Annotated in this window: 12 protein-coding genes; 8 read left to right on the forward strand and 4 right to left on the reverse strand. The window is 46.3% G+C overall.

From position 1 onward, the window contains the following. Positions 1 to 46: 46 nt before the first annotated feature. From hemF to LZZ85_RS09995, 7 genes are all read left to right on the forward strand, one after another. Positions 47 to 1,006: an oxygen-dependent coproporphyrinogen oxidase gene (gene hemF, locus LZZ85_RS09965; protein WP_237871189.1), complete on the forward strand. Its 960-nt coding sequence runs from the start codon at positions 47 to 49 to the stop codon at positions 1,004 to 1,006. Positions 1,007 to 1,117: 111 nt separating this feature from the next. Further along, complete coding sequence (gene hemB, locus LZZ85_RS09970; RefSeq protein WP_237871191.1) at positions 1,118 to 2,095, forward strand: porphobilinogen synthase; 978 nt, start codon at positions 1,118 to 1,120, stop codon at positions 2,093 to 2,095. A 130-nt stretch (positions 2,096 to 2,225) separates the two neighbouring features. Next, on the forward strand, positions 2,226 to 3,506 hold the full coding sequence (gene hemL / locus LZZ85_RS09975) for a glutamate-1-semialdehyde 2,1-aminomutase (protein ID WP_237871193.1): 1,281 nt from the start codon (positions 2,226 to 2,228) through the stop codon (positions 3,504 to 3,506). 341 nt (positions 3,507 to 3,847) lie between these two features. Continuing rightward, a complete protein-coding gene (locus LZZ85_RS09980) occupies positions 3,848 to 5,887 on the forward strand; it encodes a TonB-dependent receptor plug domain-containing protein (RefSeq protein WP_237871195.1) in 2,040 nt (679 codons plus the stop codon). Between the two features lie 28 nt (positions 5,888 to 5,915). Further along, entirely contained in the window at positions 5,916 to 7,298 is a 1,383-nt protein-coding gene (locus LZZ85_RS09985) for an HmuY family protein (protein ID WP_237871197.1), read from the forward strand. Between the two features lie 177 nt (positions 7,299 to 7,475). Continuing rightward, on the forward strand, positions 7,476 to 8,414 hold the full coding sequence (locus tag LZZ85_RS09990; RefSeq protein WP_237871199.1) for a DUF6607 family protein: 939 nt from the start codon (positions 7,476 to 7,478) through the stop codon (positions 8,412 to 8,414). Between the two features lie 204 nt (positions 8,415 to 8,618). Beyond that, positions 8,619 to 9,176, forward strand: coding sequence for a biliverdin-producing heme oxygenase (locus LZZ85_RS09995; protein WP_237871201.1), 558 nt, complete (start codon positions 8,619 to 8,621; stop codon positions 9,174 to 9,176). Positions 9,177 to 9,318: 142 nt separating this feature from the next. Here LZZ85_RS09995 and LZZ85_RS10000 read toward each other — a convergent pair whose 3' ends face one another. The 3 genes from LZZ85_RS10000 to LZZ85_RS10010 are packed head-to-tail and all read right to left on the reverse strand — an operon-like array spanning position 9,319 to position 12,350. Further along, positions 9,319 to 9,678, reverse strand: a complete 360-nt coding sequence (locus tag LZZ85_RS10000; RefSeq protein WP_237871203.1) for a response regulator — start codon at positions 9,676 to 9,678, stop codon at positions 9,319 to 9,321. A gap of 23 nt (positions 9,679 to 9,701) precedes the next feature. Then, a complete protein-coding gene (locus LZZ85_RS10005; protein ID WP_237871205.1) occupies positions 9,702 to 10,103 on the reverse strand; it encodes a response regulator in 402 nt (133 codons plus the stop codon). Between the two features lie 9 nt (positions 10,104 to 10,112). After that, positions 10,113 to 12,350 carry an ATP-binding protein gene (locus LZZ85_RS10010; RefSeq protein WP_237871207.1) on the reverse strand — a complete coding sequence of 746 codons (2,238 nt, stop codon included), beginning with the start codon at positions 12,348 to 12,350 and terminating at the stop codon, positions 10,113 to 10,115. 691 nt (positions 12,351 to 13,041) lie between these two features. On the opposite strand from LZZ85_RS10010, the gene ileS reads away from it, so the two are divergent. After that, complete coding sequence (gene ileS, locus LZZ85_RS10015; protein ID WP_237871209.1) at positions 13,042 to 16,443, forward strand: isoleucine--tRNA ligase; 3,402 nt, start codon at positions 13,042 to 13,044, stop codon at positions 16,441 to 16,443. Here the strand turns inward: ileS and LZZ85_RS10020 are convergent. Then, the gene (locus LZZ85_RS10020) at positions 16,429 to 16,962 is read right to left on the reverse strand and encodes a hypothetical protein (RefSeq protein WP_237871211.1); all 534 of its coding nucleotides are present in this window, start codon (positions 16,960 to 16,962) and stop codon (positions 16,429 to 16,431) included. The two genes, ileS and LZZ85_RS10020, sit on opposite strands and share 15 nt — an antisense overlap. Positions 16,963 to 16,971 lie beyond the last annotated feature (9 nt).

Raw genomic sequence — 16,971 nt, forward strand, 5'->3', positions numbered from 1 at the left:
GGAACCTACGCCAGTCCGCGTATTAATTTTGCGAAAATCAATCGACATGAGCAACGCAGCAGGTACAGCATTCAAAGACAGATGGGTTGAGTTCATCCACCACCTCCAGGATACTATTTGCAAAGGCCTCGAAGATCTCGATGGCAGATCCAAATTCCAGGAAGATAAGTGGGAGCGTCTCGACGGCAAAGGCGGTGGTGGTAAAACCCGCGTCATGAAAGACGGCAATGTTTTCGAAAAAGGCGGCGTCAATACCTCGGTTGTATATGGTGAAGTGACAGACCAGATGCGCAGGCAATTACAACTGGATGCCGCTTCCTGGTTCGCCTGCGGCCTCTCGCTCGTGATCCACCCCCGCAACCCTTATGTACCGACAACTCATGCTAACTGGCGTTACTTCGAACTGTATGATGAACAGGGAAATTTAAAAGACAGCTGGTTTGGCGGCGGTGCCGATCTCACTCCCTATTACTTGTTCGAAGAAGATGCGATCCATTTCCATCAAACATTAAAAGAAGCCAGCGATCCGTTTGGGTTGGACCTCTATCCAAAATACAAGCAACAATGCGATGAATATTTCACCAATACCCATCGTAATAATGAAATGCGCGGGATAGGCGGCGTGTTCTATGAACACCTTCGTCCAGCGAGCGAAGCGCATCTCGAGGAACTCTTCCGTTTTCAACAAGCCAACGGTAACTGTCTCCTCGAAGCATACCTGCCGATCGTTGCCAAACGCCAAGATCATCCTTATGGCGAAAGAGAGATCAACTGGCAGGAACTAAGGCGTGGCCGCTATGTCGAGTTCAACCTGATCCACGACAGAGGAACTATCTTTGGCCTCAAAACCAACGGCCGCACCGAGAGTATCTTAATGAGCTTACCTCCACGCGCCCGCTGGGAATATGATTATAAACCAGAAGAAGGGACGCCGGAGTATGAGTTGTGGCAGGCTTGCCTGCATCCGCGCGACTGGGCAGGGCAGAAGGCAAGTTTAAAAGTTTAATAGTTTAAATGTTTAATAGTTGAGTATCGTTGGTTGAGTTCGTCATAGAGAACTTTTAAACAATTAAACCTTTAAACTTCATTTGTAAACCATTTTCAAAATTTCACACCCATGTACCTCCAAAGACGAAACAGGATCCTCCGCGCAACGCCGGCTATTCGCAGCCTGGTGGCGGAAACGATATTGACGCCGAATGATTTTATTGCTCCGTTGTTTATAGACGAAGGCGAGAAATTGAAAACCGAGATCCCGTCAATGAAAGGGTATTACAGAATGAGCCTTGATAACACGATTGAAGAAGTGAAGCAATTATGGAGTTTAGGTATTAAGTCGATCCTTCTTTTTGTAAAAAGCAAAGACGAATTCAAAGACAATACAGGAAAGGAAGCCTGGAATAAAGACGGGCTCATGCAACGAAGCATCAAAGCGATCAAAGATGCAGTGCCGGGAATGGTGATCATGACCGACGTGGCGCTTGATCCCTATTCTTCTTATGGTCATGATGGGATCGTGAAAGACGGTGAGATCGTGAATGACGAAACGGTGGAAGCACTCGTAAAGATGAGTATCAGTCATGCGGAAGCAGGCGCTGATTTTGTTGCGCCAAGTGATATGATGGACGGCCGCATCGGTGCGATCCGCCAGGGGTTGGAAGAAAACAATTTCACTAAAGTGGGTATCATGAGCTATAGTGCTAAATACGCAAGTTGCTTTTATGGCCCCTTCCGTGATGCATTGGATTCGGCACCGGGTTTTGGTGATAAGAAGACATACCAGATGAACTATACCAATCGCCAGGAAGCGATCAAAGAAACATTGATGGATATTGAAGAAGGCGCAGATATCGTAATGGTGAAGCCCGCGCTTTCTTACCTGGATATTATCCGTGAAGTAAAGAATGCGGTGGATATCCCGGTGAGTGCGTATAACATCAGCGGTGAGTATGCCATGGTGAAAGCTGCTGCAGAGAAGGGCTGGATCGATGAGAACAAAGCGATCATCGAGATCTTAACGTCTATTAAAAGAGCAGGAGCAGATCTGATCGCGACTTACTTTGCAAAAGATGCAGTGAAATTGTTGAATGATTAAGTCATGGACCTGCGTAGGAGTATCGCAGAGATCGCTAAGGACCGCTAAGTTCGCTAAGATTTTCTTTGCGGCCTTAGCGGTCCTTAGCGATCTTTGCGATACTCAATACGACAGTCATTAAAAGAAACATATGTACACAAGAAGTTCAGCCCTCTTTTCCCGCGCGCAGCAATCCATTCCCGGTGGTGTAAACTCTCCCGTTCGCGCTTTCAAAAGTGTTGGCGGTGAGCCCATCTTCATGGTAAAAGGAAAAGGTGCATATCTATATGATGCCGATGGCAATCAATACATCGACTACATCGCCAGCTGGGGACCATTGATCCTCGGTCATGCGTATGAACCCGTCATCAAAGCCATTCAGCAAAAAGTACTGGATGGTACTTCCTTCGGCGCCCCTACCGAACTCGAGATCGAAATGGCTGAGCTCATCAAAAGCATGGCGCCAAATGTTGATCTCATCCGGATGGTCAGCAGTGGAACAGAAGCCTGCATGAGTGCGATCCGTGTGGCGCGTGGCTATACCGGCCGCAATAAATTCATCAAGTTTGATGGTTGCTACCACGGTCATGCTGATGCATTCCTCGTAAAAGCAGGAAGCGGCGTGGCTACACTCGATATCCAGCAAGTGCCTGGTATCAGTGAAGCAGTTGCACAGGACACGCTTGTTGCTGCATACAATGACCTCGATGCCGTACAGCAATTAGTAAAAGAACACAAAGGAACGATTGCTGCGATCATCATCGAACCGGTTGCCGGCAACATGGGATGTATTCTTCCCAAACCAGGTTTCCTGGAAGGAATCAGGAAGATCTGCGATGAAGAAGGGATCGTGCTGATCTTTGATGAAGTAATGACCGGATTCCGTTTGTCAGCCGGTGGTGCACAACAAACGCTGAACATCAATGCAGACCTGGTTACGTATGGAAAAGTGATCGGGGCAGGCATGCCTGTTGGAGCTTTTGGCGGGAAGAAAGAGATCATGGAAAGTGTGGCGCCTTTAGGGAAAGTGTACCAGGCCGGCACATTAAGCGGCAATCCTGTGGCGATGATCGCTGGATATACACTGTTGAAAGAGTTGAAAGAAAACCCCTCTATCTATAAAGAGCTGGAAGAAAAAACGGCTTATCTGGCGAAAGGGTTGGGTGAAGTATTAACGAAAGTTGGTCAGGCGCATACGATCAATCAACTGGGCAGTATGATCAGTGTGCACTTCGCTTCTCATGCGATCACTGATTTCAGTACTGCGGCTGCTGCGGATATCAGCCTGTTCAAAGCGTATTTTCATTTCCTGCTGAGCAAGGGTGTTTATCTGCCGCCTTCTCCGTTTGAGAGTTGGTTCCTTAATAATGCACTAAGCTATGCTGATCTTGATAAGACGATCCAATTAACGGAAGAGTTCTTTCAGAAGTGATGATTCTTTGAACTGACTGGCGTTAGGAGTATCGCAAAGGACGCTAAGGATACGCAAAGAGCGCGGAGAAAACTTAGCGCCCCTTGCGTCACCTTAGCGTCCTTTGCGATACTCCTACGTCTATCTGTCACAAAACCGTCACTCAACTGTCATCGGTTGCCTTTATTTTCCTTCTCTCGTAAACTCCATTTCCTCTTTTAGATAGGCTTCCTCCCTTCCCGTGCGGAAATTTGCAGCCGGAATTTATCCGGTTGCGAAAACGCTATCTGCTTGCTTAGTATGATCATCATGTGACAATCTTTCCGTGTAGCGGGAGGAACTTTGCGTCCCAATTTTAATTTATGAGAACAATTTATACTGCTCTGTTCGCCTTACTGACGGCTCCGGTCTTTGCCCAGGAAGATACCCTGAAGGTGAAAGACCTGGAAGAAGTGGTGATATCCACCGGTCAATACCGTCCGCAATCAGTAAAAAACTCTGTTTACCAGGTTCGCGTGATCACTGGGGAGCAGATCCGCAAGCAATCTGCCTCTAAACTTCAGGATGTATTGAATAGCCAGCTGAATATCCGCTTCTCGCAGGATCTGGCAACTGGCGGCTCGGATATTACCATGATGGGTCTTTCCGGTCAGAATGTAAAGATCCTGATCGATGGTGTGCCTATGATCGGACGCCAGGGCACTTCCAACGAGATCAACATCAACCAGGTGGAAGTAAACTCTATCGAACGCATCGAGATCATCGAAGGTCCGATGTCTGTTATATATGGTGCAGATGCACTGGCGGGTGTGATCAACATCATCACCAAAAAGGCTGGTCGTGACTCATTTTCCATTACAGCCCGCGTGCAGGAAGAAACGGTTGGAAAAGAATACAGCTGGTTTGATGAAGGAATTCATAACCAGTATGTAGGTGCAAGTGGCCGTTATAAGAACTGGTATGCGAGCGGTGGTATTGGCCGCAACCTGTTCCAGGGGTGGAAAGACACGGCGACCGGCCGTGAACTTACCTGGCATAAAAAAGATCAGATCGTAGGTAATGCACTGGTTGGATATCGCAGCGAGAAACTTGATGTGTATTATCGTTTGGATGGACTGGATGAGATCATCACCAATCCGGCAAACTTCCCGATAGGTAATAATCAACCGGCGCTTGACCAGGATTATATGACCAATCGCCTGATGCAGCAGGTGCAGGGTTCTTACCGTTTTAATAAACAATTATCTGTAAATGCATTGGCTTCCTATACGCATTTCACCCGCCAGGTTTATTCAACACTGGCTTATCCAAATGGTGATGTGCGCGTAGCAACAGCCCCGGGTACGCATAGCCTTTCAACTTTCAATGGGTTCACTTTCCGCGCAACAGCCGTTTATTCCCCGTCGAAGATCGTTTCTTTCCAGCCGGGTGTTGATATCAACTCAGAAAGCGGTGAAGGTGAACGGATCAAAGTGGGTACACAACGGATCTCGGATTATGCATTTTTCCTGACGTCAGAGATCATGCCTGCACACTGGCTGAACATCCGGCCAGGTGTCCGCGTGTTGCATAATTCTGTTTATGATGCACCGCCGGTGATCCCCTCTATCAATACCAAATTCCTGCTGACAAAATATCTTGATTTCCGCCTGGCCTATGCAAGAGGTTTCAGAGCGCCTTCTTTGCGTGAACTCTACTATGACTTCTTCGATGCAAGCCACAGTATCACCGGTAATCCAAATCTCGAGGCTGAACATTCAAACAGCTTCACTGGTTCTCTAACCTGGAATGCACTGCGCAAGAAGCAAGCAAGAGTCAACCTAACGCTTAGCGGATTCTACAACGATGTTGATAACATGATCAGCTTTGCTGTAGATGCGGCGAATCCGACCGTTACTACTTATGTAAATATCGATAAGTACAAAACAAGAGGTGGTATGTTGACCGGCCAGCTGATCGCCGGTAATCTGGATGCATCCGTTGGGTTTGGTTATACTGGTCGCTATAATGCTTACAGCGAAGCATACAAGGATCTTCCCGCATTCAAGTGGTCGCCTGAAGTAACTTCTGTTATTTCTTATTCATTCCCGAAAGCCGGTCTGAGTGCGAACCTGTATTATAAGTTCACCGGGAAATTACCATACTACCAGCAGGTGACAGATAACGGCCAGACGATTGTTCGTCTTGCGGAGACCGAAGGATATCATTGGGCAGATCTTACATTGAATAAGAAGCTGGTCGGCGTACTCACGGTGAATGCAGGCATCCGTAATCTTTTTGATGTAACAGCGATTGGCAACAGTGCAGTAAGCGGAGGAGCGCATACAACCACCGGCGCAAGGCCGATCGGTAATGGCCGCTCTTACTTCATGGGACTGGTGTTCAACTGGTCAAAAAACTAACATTCCAATTACCACATAAATCACAGAGATGAGACTAACATTTATTAAAGGATTATTGATCGTTGCTACAGGGTTACTTGTGATCCCGGCATGCCGCAAAAAAGATGCGCCATTACCGGATAACCTGGTACAATTTGAAAGCGCGGAGCAGGGTATTACTGCTACAGAAACAAGCAAAGCCATCAAAATAACGCTGAGCAGTGCAGTGAGCGCGAATACGCCCCTGACAGTAGAAGTTGGCGGAACGCTTGACTATACAACAGACTATACGACTGTACCAGCAGCAGTGAACGGAAAGATCGAATTGCCTGTATTGAGCGGAAGCCGCGAGGCGATCATCACCGTTACCAAAGCAAACGGTGCATTGTTCTATGCAGACGACAACCTGACTTTTAAGATCATTTCTTCGGGTTCACCTGTGATCCTCGGAACACAAACCTCATTCAAACTTACCTTCTCTGAGATCATTTCCAATGGTGGTAATATCGTTGGAGAAGGCGGTGGCGCAACTTACGGGAATAAAGTTTTCTTTGACCTGAGTGCTAACAGCCAGACAGGGGTACTACGTACCAAATGGGATCTTGGTTTCTATACTGGTGCTGATGACTGGAGAGTGATCCTCAACTCATCTTCTGCTATGATGGCAAAACAGATCGCCAAAAATGACCTGGCTTCTGTTACAGCCGCTGATACAGTTGGGTTTGGTAACACCGTATTATTTACGCAGATCCCTGTACCATCAGCTCTTCCTTATATCGATTATCCCGATGGAGATCTGACTAAAACTGCTATTGCCGCGGTTTCCGCAACAGCAGCTGACAACAAAGTTTATATCGTTAACCGTGGTACTGGTGTCGGAAGCCCTGCTCCCGCAAGAGGCTGGAAAAAAGTGCGCATTATCCGCAACGCAAACGGTGGCTATACTTTGCAGCATGCTGATATTGCCGCTACCACTTTCACATCAATTGACATTCCGAAAGACGCCACTTATTTCTTCAAATATGTTTCATTTGAAACCGGTGCGGTAGATGTAGAACCAGCAGCAAAAAAATGGGATCTTGCATGGACTTACTTCTCCTTTATCACAGGTGGTGCTCCTTATCTGTTCCAGGACGTAATCCTTCAAAACCGCAATGTTCAGGTTGCTACTGTACAGGTTGCTGCAACAACATACAGCAATTTTGGTGAAGCAAATCTGGCAGGCCTTACCTGGTCATCTGTTCAGACGACTATCGGATCTACCTGGAGAGCTGGCGGCGGTATAAATACTGCTCCGGTAATATCTGCGACCCAGTATTACATCGTAAGAGACGGCGACAATAACTATTATAAAGTGAGATTTACTGCTCTTACGAAAGAGGCGGTAAGAGGCTTCCCGACATTTGAGTACTCCCTTGTTAAGAAAGGCTAAGCATCTAAAAGAGTATAAAGAAGTAAAGGAGGAAAATGAACTTCGGTTCGTCTTCCTCCTTTCTCTTTTTCTCCACCACCACCTCAGCCTGATTTCCGTTTTGCGAAACCTGTTTTTCCCGATCCGGAAGGATTTTGCTCTGGTTTTGTCATTCTTTTGTCATCATAAAAAATGAAAATGAAAAAGATAATAGGATCAGTATTGGTAGCCCTGACCGCCGTTGCTGCGCAGGCACAAGCCCCTGCAGACCGTGCTAAAATCGACAAACTCTGCGGATGTTTCGAAGTTGAATTCAAATACGCTGAAACATTTGCTCCTAATAAAGACTACAAATTCCATGACCGTGAAGCGATCAGCGGTGGTGTCGAACTAACCCTCCCGATCGAAGTGAGCGATAAAAAGATCGTGATGCAACACCTCCTGGTGATCACTGATTCCATGATCGTGAAGCACTGGAGAGAAGAATGGACATACGAAAACCCGATCGTATGGAAATACAACGGCGATAAAGTTTGGACAAAAACCACGCTCAGCCCTGACCAGGTAAAAGGGAAATGGACACAAACCGTTTGGGAAGTAAGTGACGAACCCCGTTATCAGGGTTTCAGCCAGTGGGTAAGCCTCGACAACAAACAGATCTGGCAGAACACCACTGATGCTCCGCTGCCACGCCGGGAGTATTCTTCACGCAGCGACTATAACATCCTCAAAAGAACAAACCGCCTGAGCATTAACGATAGCGGCTATATCCATGAACAGGACAATCAGAAGATCATCCGTACCAACGGTGTTGATCAGCTGCTTGCTGAAGAAAAAGGGATCAACAGCTATAAACGTTTGGATAATAAGCAATGCGCGGGTGCCGTTGTTTACTGGGAAAAGAATAAAGCATTCTGGACAAAAGTGCGTAAAACATGGGATGAGTATATCAGCACGCAGAATACGATTGCGATAAAAACATTGATCGATGGAAAACCACTGCATGATTATCTGTTTGCATTAGCTAAAGACTATGCAGCTAAAAAAGTAACGGATAAGGACATTGATGCGAAGATCAAATCTGAAGTGTTCCGTTTCATCAACCTGGATGGAAAGGCTGTGGCACAGCAGAAGTAATTCTGTTACCAACATCCTTTTAAATTTGGTTATCGTAGGAGTATCGCAGAGAGCGCAAAGAGCCGCAGAGGCCGCAAAGAGCATTAAGTTTCTCTGCGGCCTCTGCGGCTCTTTGCGCTCTCTGCGATACTCCTGCGCCAGATAAAGTAAAATCATCACTGTTGGCATTATTCCTGCATTTTGCATATCAAATCTCATTACGCAATGCTGTCCTCCCTCTTAAAAGAACATACCAAAGAATCTCACCAGTCACTTGAAGCCGTGGTAGTCCGTTCCATTAAAGCTATCCGCGACAAAGAAGGATACATCAACCTGCTTCACAAATTCTACGGATTTCATTATCCACTCGAACAATTGCAGGATCAATTTCTCAACGATTCAAATATTCCATCGTACAGTGATCGAAGAAAAGCGTCCCTGATCCTGGACGATCTGAAAAACCTGGAAGCGCCTTTGCCAAATGAAATCGCGTCCTCTTTACCAAAGGTTGATTCACTGTCGGCAGCCCTGGGGACTTATTATGTAATGGAAGGATCAACACAAGGCGGTTCTATCGTTGCAAACATGCTGATCAAACACGCAGGTATGAGCGAACACAACACACGCTTCTTCTATGCATACGGTGAAGGTGGAAAACAAATGTGGCAATCATTTAAAGAAAAACTCGATAGCTACGGCGACGATCCGTCATTTAACGACCAGGTTGTCAAAGCTGCAGACGATACTTTTACGCTGTTCAGGGAGTGGATGGGGAAAGTTTAAAAAGTTTAATTGTTTAAGGTTTAAAAGTTTAAGGTTTAAGGTCTAAACAGTTTAAAGGTTTTAAAGTTAGAGTTCGCTCTTTAACTTTAAAACCTTTAAACTATTAAACCTTAAACTATTAAACTTTTAAACCCTTGCTCTATCACCTTTCCAGTATCTCCGCCACTTTCTCCCGTATCTCTCTGATACCGGATGGTTTGCGAATAAATCCGGCAACCTTGGTTTCGAAGGATAGTTTCTCAATGTCTTCATGTGCAGAGTGCAGGATCACCGGCACATTGGCAAAGCTGCCAAGGGCTTGAGTGAGGATCTCCTTGCTGGTAGTATCGCCCATAAAGTGATCGATCATGATCACATCGGGCTTAAACTCCATCAGGTCTTGTTCAATACCTTCTGTATTGCTCTTGGTGAAGACGCTGTATTGATTGCCCAGGATCCTTGCAAGCAATTCCAGTATCTCCTCCTCATCGTCAAGGATAAATATTTTTTTTATATCGGGCATGTATAGGTTACTCCTGTTTGTATTTATGCTACGTTATGTTTAAGCCAGAAATTAAAAGTATCCTGCAATACTTCTTTTAACGATTGCAGGCTATCTGGTTTAATCAGGTAGGCATTCGCTCCATATTCGTATGATTTCTGAACATCTCCATTATCATCAGATGAAGTGAACATGATCACGGGCACATGTTTATAAGCGGTCTTTGATCTTACGTATTGTAGGATCTCAAAACCATTCATGCCTGGAAGATTGATATCTAACAGGATCATTTCAGGCGTGAAATCTTTCTTTTCTTCAAGCAGGCTGATAGCGGAGGTTCCATCCTCGCGGGTAACGAAGTTGTAGTCTCCGAGTTTATTGACAACGCGGCTGAAGAACGCGATAGCATCCTGATTATCTTCTACGTATAGGATGTTTCTGGGCATCGGAACAATTTACTTTATTGGTAATGAAACATAAAATTTTGTGCCATGATTCAATCGGCTTTCCAGCCAGATCTTCCCATCATGTTTTTCTACTATACGCTTGGCAATTGCCAATCCAACTCCAGTTCCTTCGATCTTTTTAACATTATCCATGCGTTTGAAAAGCTCAAAAATACGGTTTGCATACCGCATATCTATTCCAATCCCGTTATCTTCAATAGTATACGTCACAAACCCATCTTCGACCTCTCCATTTACGGAAACGCGCGCTATCTGGGTCGGAAGTGTGGAATATTTTACCGCATTGTTTACCAGATTGGTGAAAAGTTGCAGGATCATCGTTTTATCGCCACAAACGTCAGGAGTATTTTTTATCTCAAGTATAACATCTTTTTCTTTCCCTGGTGTTATCAGCTCTTCCCGGATCTCGGCCAGCATTTTCTTCATATCCACCGGATCAGTGGCCAGTTCCGCACGCCCGACGCGGCTGTATTGCAATACATCGCGGATCAGCCCCGCCATTTTATCGGCTGCAATGATCACTTTCCCAAAAAGAAATTTCGCCTCTTCGTCAAGTTGGCTGCCATGGTCTTCCATGATGATCTCTGTATAGTTCTTGATCGAGGACAGCGGTGTGCGCAGATCATGTGATATGGTGAAACTGAATGTATCCAGTTCGTCATAAGCTTCTTTCAGCAATTCATTCAGCTTCCTGATCTCTCCCGCTTTTTTATTGATCACCTGGATCAGATCTTCTCTCAGTTTTATGGCTGCAGCAATTTCATTGTTACTCCATTCGTCTGAATTGAACTTCACTTCCTGGGTCCATTTGGCAAAGCTTTTTCTCGGACTGATCCGGAGGCTGCCGTCTTCAGAAACGCTGGTATCTTTCTCTTGCTGACCTGCCCAATCTACCGTTTTGATCATTTCCGGTTTGAACCAGATGATATATTCGCTGAATTCATGTGAGATCTCCGTGACCATGATGCCGCTTGCAACTGACGACAGTTTTTTTGCTGCGGGATACTGAAGCGGAAGGGTAGAGGTCTGGAAGAAATTGCTGTGTTCATGTTTGCGAACCCAGGCGATGAGGTCATCTACTTCAGTTTCAGGCGGCACTTCTCCCAGCCTGTATTGTTTACCTTCATAAAAGAAAACAACGCCGGTTGCGGTGTTTATATCAAGCAGGTTAACTTCACTATTGATCAGGCTTTTCACCGGATCATCTCCTTTCATTAATTGTTCAAGCAATTGTTGTTGCTTATCCCGGTAGTTCGTGCTTTTTTCTTCTGCGTCTTCCGCGTATTTGAATTCAAGTGCTGCGGAGAAAAGTTGGCCGATGAACTTGCAGGCTACCCTCGAATTATAATCAATAAACCTTGCCGTGCTGTTATGGCACGCGATCAATCCCCATAATTCTCCTTTACTGATCAGTGAAATGCTGAAGCTGGCGCCAACTTCCATATTCTTAAGGTACTCGATATGGATGGGCGATACAGATCGCAATACACTATGTGTCAGATCAAGCGGTTTCTTATTTTCAGGAGAAGAGATAAGGCCTGATGGAGTACTGTTCACATCCGCGATGATGCGAACAAGATTCAGTTTATATAATTCACGCGCCTGTGAAGGAATATCGCTAGCCGGGTAATGCAGATGCAGCCAGCTTTCCAGGTGTTCATCATTTGCTTCGGCTATTACTTCTCCATGCTGGTCTTTATGAAATTTATAGATCATGATCCGGCTGTAGCCGGTGATCTCTTTGACGAGTTTGGATACATGCTGTAACAGTTCGTCGAATGTTACCGACGACTGGATCACACTCAGCGAAGTGCTCATAAGTTTCTGCAGTGTGATCGTATCATCGCTGCTTTGCATCGGTTCAAACTCACAGATGATCTGATCCAGATATTGATGGATCACAAACAGCATTTCCTTTCCATTTACCAGAACGGGTTGCGGGTTGATCTGTTCGAGGTTGCTTGTGATGGTTGCCAGCCTGATCAGGTCCATTAAAGTAGATCCAGCTTTTGCGGGTACGATATTTTTTTCAAGTGTAGAAAGCGGCTGACTGATCAGCGACTGTGCATCTTTATCAAGAAATTCTTTTGTATTCAGCGATGCTTTGTTTATCAGGAATGTTCCCGGGGTGAGAGCCAGCAGAAAGCCATGAGATTGTACAAAGCCGGGGATATGAATAGGCTCCCGGTCGCAATTGGTGAGATCTGCGGTAAAGGTGTTTTCCATGCTGGAAAAATACTGAAATGTGTATGATTGACAAGGTTTTATTTCTTATTGCAGTCCTATCCTGGCTGGCACCCATTAGCTTAGATTGGCGTAAGGCTCCCGCAGATGCCCGCAGATTAAAGCGCAGAGATACAGATTATTACCGCTGGCCGCTGTTTGATCTGCGGATCTGCGCATGAGAATATAAAAGCTGTCGGTTATAGAATGAAACTCAGCTACAGTCAGGACGACATCTGCCTAATCTGCGGGAAAACTACGCCTCCGGAATGATGAAGGTCCAGCCTTCTGTAAGCACGCCACTCAGATCTGAACATCGTTCAATCACCTGGTAAAAGCAAATCCCTGCCGTCCTGGGATGAGCCTATACGGCCTCACCAAACAGGCTTTATCAAGAGGCTTCTTGTTCGAGGTTAGTTCGGTTCTTGTTCGAGCTTAGTCCGACATCAAAATCCCGATCTGTGAGGCCGAATTTCTGACCTCCAACGGGTATTTTTAAGATAAGGTCTGTTCAGGTTTCGCTTTACATGTCAAAATGGCCCTCAGCTTCAGCCGTTATCAGCACTCTTTGAGCTCCGTCGGAAAAGCGCCGGTTAGCGGACCCGCTCATTTTCCGTCCCCGACCGGCGGAGCTTCAGCGTAGGCGGTTTTTCCGTAACTTCGCACACCTTAAAAACCAGGCAGGAAAAGGATTATGGCGGCTACATACAGAGAATTTACCGGGCTGAACTTGCCCGCTACAGAGCAGGAGATTTTAGCTAAATGGACTGAGCAACAAGCATTTGAAAAAAGTGTTTCGCTTCGCGAAGGCGCTACCCCTTTTGTTTTTTATGAAGGACCGCCCAGCGCGAACGGTATGCCCGGCATCCACCACGTTATTTCCCGCACGCTGAAAGACCTGGTTTGCCGCTATAAAACCATGAAAGGCTTCCAGGTAAAACGCAAAGGCGGCTGGGATACGCATGGCCTTCCAATCGAATTAGGGGTTGAAAAGGAACTGGGTATCACCAAGGAAGATATCGGCAAGAAGATCTCCATCGAAGAATACAACCAGAAATGCCGCGAGGCCGTTCTGCGCTATAAAGACAAATGGGATGATATCACCCGAAAAATGGGGTACTGGGTTGATCTGAATGATCCCTATATCACATTCAAGAACGAATACATCGAAACACTTTGGTGGTTACTGAGCGAGCTGTATAAAAAAGGCTTGTTGTATGAAAGCGTAAGCATTCAACCGTATTCACCGGCAGCCGGTACCGGTTTGAGCTCACACGAACTGAATCAACCCGGAACTTACAAGGATGTGAAAGACACTTCCGTGGTGGCCATGTTCAAAACAGTAAAAGACGAGAAGACAGGTTTTCTCTATAATGCATTGGGCCAGGATAATACCAGCGATGAAGTATTCTTCATGGCCTGGACAACTACACCATGGACCCTTCCTTCCAATCTTGGATTAACCGTTGGTGGCAATATCGATTATGTGCTGGTTAAAACATTTAACCCGTATACTCATCTTCCGGTGAATGTGGTGCTCGCGAGCGCATTGCTTGGCAAATATTTCAAACCAGAAGGCGAGAATGGAGATTTTGGCGGATATACCGCTGAAACAAAATTGCTGCCATGGACCGTCCTGACAACCTTCAAAGGAAAAGATATCGAAGGGGCTTCTTATGAGCAACTGCTTCCCTTTGAAGCGAACTCATTCGAAGACTCAATCCAATACAGTACAGAGAATGCAAAGCCGTTCAGGATACTGGTCGACAGCTTCGTTACAACCGAAGATGGTACCGGTATCGTTCACACCGCTCCTGATTTTGGTGCGGATGACTTTAAGGTTGGCACCAAATACGGTATCGGGTATTTCACGCATGTCAACAAATATGATAAGCGTGAAAAGCTTGTACTGGTTGATCTTGAAGGAAAATTTGTTAATGGGCTGGGAGAGTTCAGCAACCGGTTTGTAAAGAACTACAAGGACGATAAAGCCTATGCGGATGTGAACGTGGACATCAGCGTGAAACTGAAAAAAGAGAACCGCGCATTCAAAGTAGAAAAATACGAGCACAGTTATCCGCATTGCTGGAGAACTGATAAACCCGTATTGTACTATCCGTTGTCAGCTTGGTTCATTAAAACCACTGCGATCAAAGACCGGATGGTGCAATTGAATAAGACCATTAACTGGAAGCCGGCTTCGACCGGTGAAGGCCGTTTTGGCAACTGGCTGGAGAACATGGTTGACTGGAACCTGAGCCGCAGCCGTTTCTGGGGTACACCGCTTCCGGTTTGGCAGACGGAAGATGGCCGCGAAGAGGTTTGCATCGGTTCTATCGAAGAACTGAATGCAGGCATCCGCAAGGCCAGCGAAGTGCTTGGCGGAGATGTGAACAAGAACTACCTGCATGAAGGAATTCTTGACCTGCATAAACCGTATGTGGACGAGATCATCCTGGTAAGCCCTTCGGGGAAACCGATGAAACGTGTTCCTGATCTGATCGACGTTTGGTTTGACAGTGGTGCAATGCCTTATGCGCAATGGCATTTTCCATTTGAAAATAAGGAGACCTTCAAACAAAGTTTCCCGGCTGATTTCATTGCGGAAGGTGTGGATCAGACAAGAGGATGGTTTTATACACTTCACGCGATCGCCTGCCTCGTATTTGATTCGGTCGCTTACAAGACTGTTGTCAGCAATGGCCTGGTTTTGGATAAGAACGGCAACAAAATGAGCAAGCGCCTCGGCAACGTGGTGAATCCTTTTGAAACAATTGAGAAGTTTGGTGCGGATGCCACGCGCTGGTACCTGATCACGAATGCGTCCCCCTGGGACAACCTGAAATTTGACCTGGACGGTATCAAAGAAGTGCAGCGTAAGTTTTTTGGCACACTTTATAATACATATCAGTTCTTCGCGCTTTATGCTAACGTGGACGGTTTTTCTTTCCAGGAAAAATACATCCCGTTGGAGGAAAGACCGGAGATCGATCGCTGGATCCTTTCTTCGTTGAACACTTTGGTGAAGACGGTGACCGGGTCGATGGATGATTACGAGCCAACACAGGCTGGCCGTGCAGTGGAAGATTTTGTGGATGAGCACCTGAGTAACTGGTATGTGCGTCTTTGCCGCCGCCGGTTCTGGAAGGGCGAGTACTCCGGCGATAAGATCAGTGCTTACCAGACGCTGTATGAGTGCCTGGAAACGGTGGTGCGGCTGGTTGCCCCGATCTCTCCGTTCTTCAGTGATGCGGTGTTCCGGAATCTGAATGCGATCACGAACAGGTTCCCGGGAGTAGAATCGGTTCACCATACAGACTTCCCGGTTGCGAATGAAAAGGCGATCGATGAGTCGCTGGAAGAAAGAATGCAGCTGGCGCAGGATGCTTCTTCGCTGATCCTTTCGCTCCGTAAAAAGGTAAACATCAAAGTGCGTCAGCCTTTGCAGAAAGTGCTGATCCCGGCGTTGAATCCGAAGATGAAGGAGCAGCTGGAGAAAGTGGAAGACCTGGTAAAAGCGGAAGTGAATGTGAAAGAAGTGGAGTATCTGAATCCTGATAATACATTCATCAGTAAAAAGATCAAGCCGAATTTCGTGGCTTTGGGAAAGAAACTCGGGCCAAAGATGAAAGCGGTATCCACAGCTTTATCACAATTTTCTCAGGAAGACATTGCTAGGCTTGAAAAAGAGGGGCAATATAATTTGTCAATTGATGGCGAGTCCGTAATATTACAGATTACCGAAGTGGAAATCAGCAGTGAGGATATTCCGGGCTGGACCGTGGCCAACAAAGGCAGCCTTACTGTAGCCCTCGATGTTACCGTTACCCCCCAATTGGAAGCTGAAGGCAATGCCAGGGAGTTCGTGAACCGGATCCAAAAGATCAGGAAAGAAAGCGGATTCGAGCTGACAGATCGTATTGAAGTTATCGTGACTGCTGCAAACGGGATGAAGGAATCCATTTCGCAGTTCAAAGAATATATTTGCGCCGAAATTCTGGCAGATAAGCTGGAAATAGTGGCTGAATTAAGTGATGGTATTGAAATTGAAGTAAACGATGTTTTATTAAAAGCGATTGTTTCAAAAAAAGGCTAATTGTATGGCTAACAACAAAAAACCGGTTCCTAAAAAAGCGGCTAAGCCAGCGGCAAAAAGCGCTGGAAAAGCACCAAAGCCTGCCGCTAAGCCGGTAGCAAAAAAACCTGCGGCGAAAGCCCCTGTCAAAGCCAAGCCTGCGGCAAAACCCGCAGCGAAGCCAGCGGCAAAAGGAGCAGCGAAACCCGTAGTAAAAAAAGCCGAACCGTTAAAAAAAGCGGCTGTGCCTGCGAAAGCAATTCCGGCCAAAACAGCTTCCGCTAAAGCAGCTCCGGCTCCAAAAGCTGAAACAAAACCTGTTGCAGCCAAACCAGTCGAAGCCGCGCCACCACCGCCGCCACCACCACCAGTTAAGAAACCTGGCGCGAATGATCCGCAGTCCCTGGTATCTATACGGCCCACCGCGAAACCTGTAATCAAAAAGGAACCGCCAAGGCCCACGAAAGTAGTGATACCAAAAACTACGGTGAAAAGTGCCGTTAAATATGAACCCGAATTCACTAAATCAGTATTAGACACCCCTATGCA

Origin of the sequence: Terrimonas ginsenosidimutans, from assembly GCF_022012415.1 — a bacterium.
Taxonomy (GTDB): domain Bacteria; phylum Bacteroidota; class Bacteroidia; order Chitinophagales; family Chitinophagaceae; genus Terrimonas_A; species Terrimonas_A ginsenosidimutans.